Raw genomic sequence first — 3,311 nt, 5'->3', positions numbered from 1 at the left:
CTGCGCGCCGTCAATCCCTGCTCGGCGCAGTAGCCGAGATAGGCATTGAGACGGCGCTGACCCGTGGTGAGGTCCGAGGTATCCACCCCCAGATAGGCGATCTCGCCTACTCCGCGGGTCGCCAGCGCGGCCAGCATGGTGCGCACAGCCCCGGCATCGTCGAAGCAGACAGAGGAGAAACCGGGATGGTCGCGGGCCACCAGTACCAGCTTATCTTGCAGCGGCGCCATGGCGTCGTAGTCCAGATCGTTGAAAGCAAAGAGGATGATGCCATCCACCCCGCGCCGATCCAGCACCGCCAGATGCTCCAGCACCTTGGCGGGGGAGAACTTGCTCTCCATCAGCACGGCGTCATAGCCACGCTGGTAGAGGGTCTCCAGCATGCCGCGTACCGCCTGGTTCTCGGAACTGGAGTCGAGTCGGGAGACGATGATCCCCACCACCTGCTGGCTATGGCTGCGCATGGCCCGGGCCGACTTGCTCGGAACAAAGCCGTGCAGGGCAATGATCTGCTCCACCCGCTCGCGGGTCGCCGGCTTCACCTTGGGATCCTGATTGAGCACCCGGGAGACGGTCGACTTGCCGACTCCGCTCAGACGGGCGATATCGAGGATGGTCAGTTTCTTGTCCATGAATTGGCTCACAGGGGGCTCGGCGGCAGAATTGCCCACATTGTTGTGATTAAGCCCTGTGAATACAAGCCCATGGCGTTAGAATGCTTTTTTTTCCCTGGCGAACGCCGTGCCGCTCGCCATCGCACAGGACGCGCATCATGGATCTGCTGGCAAGCCTGCACTTTTCCCTCTCCATCACAGGCCCCATCTGCGTGGTACTGCTGCTCGGCATCTGGCTCAAGCAATTGGGCCTGCTGCCAGACAGCTTCGTCGAATCCGCCTCCCGCCTGGTGTTTCAGGTCACCCTGCCGGCCCTGCTGTTCCTCAGCATGGTGCGCACCGATTTTTCCACCATGCCGAGTCCTTGGCTCATCCTCTACGGTTTGCTCGGCACGCTCACCGGCTTTCTGGTGCTGGAGGTACTGGCGGCCCGCTTCATCCCGGAGCGGCGTCAGCGCGGTATCTTCGTGCAGGGCAGCTTTCGCGGCAACATGGGGATCATGGGGCTGGCCTATGTGCAAAACGCCTACGGCGCTGAGGGGATAGGTGCCGCCGCCCTGCTGGTGGGCTCGGTGACCGTGCTCTACAACATACTCGCCGTGATCACCCTGACCCGCAGTCTGGGGGGCAACCAGGGGATCAAGCCGATCCTGAAGGGGATCGCCAAAAATCCCCTGATCATCGCCATCCTGTCCGCCCTGCCATTCGGCCTGCTCGGTATCGAGCTGCCCCAGCTGGTGATCACCACGGGCAACTATTTCGCCAACATGACACTGCCGCTGGCCCTGCTCTGCACCGGCGCCAGTCTCAACCTCAAAGCCCTGCGCGGCGGTGCCATGTTGACCGGCTGGGCCACCGCCAACAGGCTGTTCTGCATTCCGGTGCTGCTGGTGACGGGCGCCTGGGCGCTTGGCTTCAGCCCGCAGGCGCTCGGCATACTGTTTCTCATCAGCTCCACCCCCACAGCCGCCGCCAGCTATGTGATGACCCGCGCCATGGGCGGCGACAGCGTACTTGCTGCCAACATCATCGCCACCACCACGCTGGGCTCACTGATCAGCACCAGCCTGGGCGCCACCCTGATGAACTACCTCGGGCTGATGGGCTGAGGCAGGCTGCCGTTGGCCAGTCCGGCACGGCTTGACCTTGCCGCGGGCGGCAGCTTTAGGCTGACACGATATCAACAGAGGAGATATCCCATGACTATCGAACTCACAGTGTCCGGCATGTCCTGTGGTGGCTGCGCCGCTAGCCTGCAAAAAGCCCTGCTGGCCCAGAGCGCTATTAGTCAGGCCCGGGTGGATTTTGCCAGCAGCAAGGCTGTTATCGAGAGCGAACTGAGCAAGGCAGCGCTGATCGCCCTGATCGAAGCACAGGGCTTTCAGGTAGGTTAATTTATCTCTATAGAGGTATTAAACAGGTTAAAAATCTGTACCCACCTGTCTTTTGGTGAGTGTTATCACAGATATTGCTGTTTAAATGGGCAAACTTGCTGCGATTATTCCAACCATAAGGATTTGCAGCATGACCCTACCGATCCGCAAGACCCTGCTCGCCGCCGTCGTTGGCCTGACCCTCTCCCCCATGGCGATGGCCCTGCCCAGCGTCCATATTCTGGCAACCGGCGGCACCATCGCCGGGGCGGGCCAGTCGGCCACCCAGTCCAACTACGAGGCAGGAAAGGTAGCTATCGAGACCCTGATTGCTGCAGTTCCCGAGATGAAGAACGTGGCCGATGTGCAGGGGGAGCAGGTAGTCAAAATAGGCTCCCAGGACATGAACGACGAGGTGTGGCTGACCCTGGCCAAGCGGGTCAACGAGCTACTGGCCAAGGATGACGTGGATGCCATCGTCATCACCCACGGCACCGACACCATGGAAGAGACCGCCTACTTCCTCAATCTGACCGTCAAGAGCGACAAGCCGGTGGTGCTGGTCGGCGCCATGCGCCCCTCCACCGCCATGAGCGCCGATGGCCCGCTGAATCTGTATAACGCCGTGGTGACCGCCTCCGACCCGAGCTCCAAGGGCCGTGGCGTGATGGTGGCGATGAACGACACAGTGCTGGATGCCCGCGACGTCACCAAGACCAACACCACCGGGGTACAGACCTTCGCCTCCCCCAATTTTGGCCCGCTGGGTTACATTCACAACGGCAAGATTGACTATCAGCGCAGCCCGGCCCGCCTGCACACCAGCAAGACCCCGTTCGATGTGAGCAAGCTCGACAAGCTGCCGCAAGTGGGCATCGTCTACAACTATGCCAACGCCACCGATCTGCCGGCCAAGGCCATGGTGAATGCCAAGTTTGACGGTATCGTCAGTGCCGGTGTGGGTAACGGTAACCTCTACCACACCCTGTTCGATACTCTGGCTCAGGCGAGCAAGGATGGTATCCGCGTGGTGCGTTCCACCCGCGTGCCGACCGGCGCCACCACTCTGGATGCAGAGATCGATGACGCCGAGTACGGCTTCGTGGCCGGCGGCACCCTGAACCCTCAGAAAGCGCGCATACTGCTGATGCTTTCCCTGACCCAGAGCAAGGATCCGGTCCAGATCCAGCGCTGGTTCCAGCAGTTCTGATCCCGGGGCTCAACCCGCTAACGTCACCCCATGAAAAAAGGGCAGGATCGGCTCCTGCCCTTGCTCATGGCTCTGTCCCAATTACGTGTTGAAAGGCTAATCTTGAAGTAGGCC

Annotated in this window: 4 protein-coding genes; 3 read left to right on the top strand and 1 reads right to left on the bottom strand. The window is 61.1% G+C overall.

Translation table 11 applies throughout. From position 1 onward, the window contains the following. Positions 1-632 (bottom strand): LacI family DNA-binding transcriptional regulator (locus AAC083_RS20670; RefSeq protein WP_108537603.1); only part of this gene is annotated, 632 nt, incomplete at its 3' end. Positions 633-772: 140 nt separating this feature from the next. On the opposite strand from AAC083_RS20670, the gene AAC083_RS20665 reads away from it, so the two are divergent. The 3 genes from AAC083_RS20665 to ansB all read left to right on the top strand — a co-directional run bounded on the left by AAC083_RS20665 (position 773) and on the right by ansB (position 3,197). Then, positions 773-1,723, top strand: coding sequence for an AEC family transporter (locus AAC083_RS20665; protein WP_108537602.1), 951 nt, complete (start codon positions 773-775; stop codon positions 1,721-1,723). 90 nt (positions 1,724-1,813) lie between these two features. Continuing rightward, on the top strand, positions 1,814-2,008 hold the full coding sequence (locus AAC083_RS20660; RefSeq protein WP_108537601.1) for a heavy-metal-associated domain-containing protein: 195 nt from the start codon (positions 1,814-1,816) through the stop codon (positions 2,006-2,008). 130 nt (positions 2,009-2,138) lie between these two features. Beyond that, positions 2,139-3,197 carry an L-asparaginase 2 gene (gene ansB, locus AAC083_RS20655; protein WP_108537600.1) on the top strand — a complete coding sequence of 353 codons (1,059 nt, stop codon included), beginning with the start codon at positions 2,139-2,141 and terminating at the stop codon, positions 3,195-3,197. Positions 3,198-3,311: the final 114 nt, after the last annotated feature.

It is taken from the genome of Aeromonas sp. HMWF014 (genome assembly GCF_963878295.1).
Taxonomy (GTDB): domain Bacteria; phylum Pseudomonadota; class Gammaproteobacteria; order Enterobacterales; family Aeromonadaceae; genus Aeromonas; species Aeromonas popoffii.
This window is presented reverse-complemented; position numbering and strand designations above follow the sequence as displayed.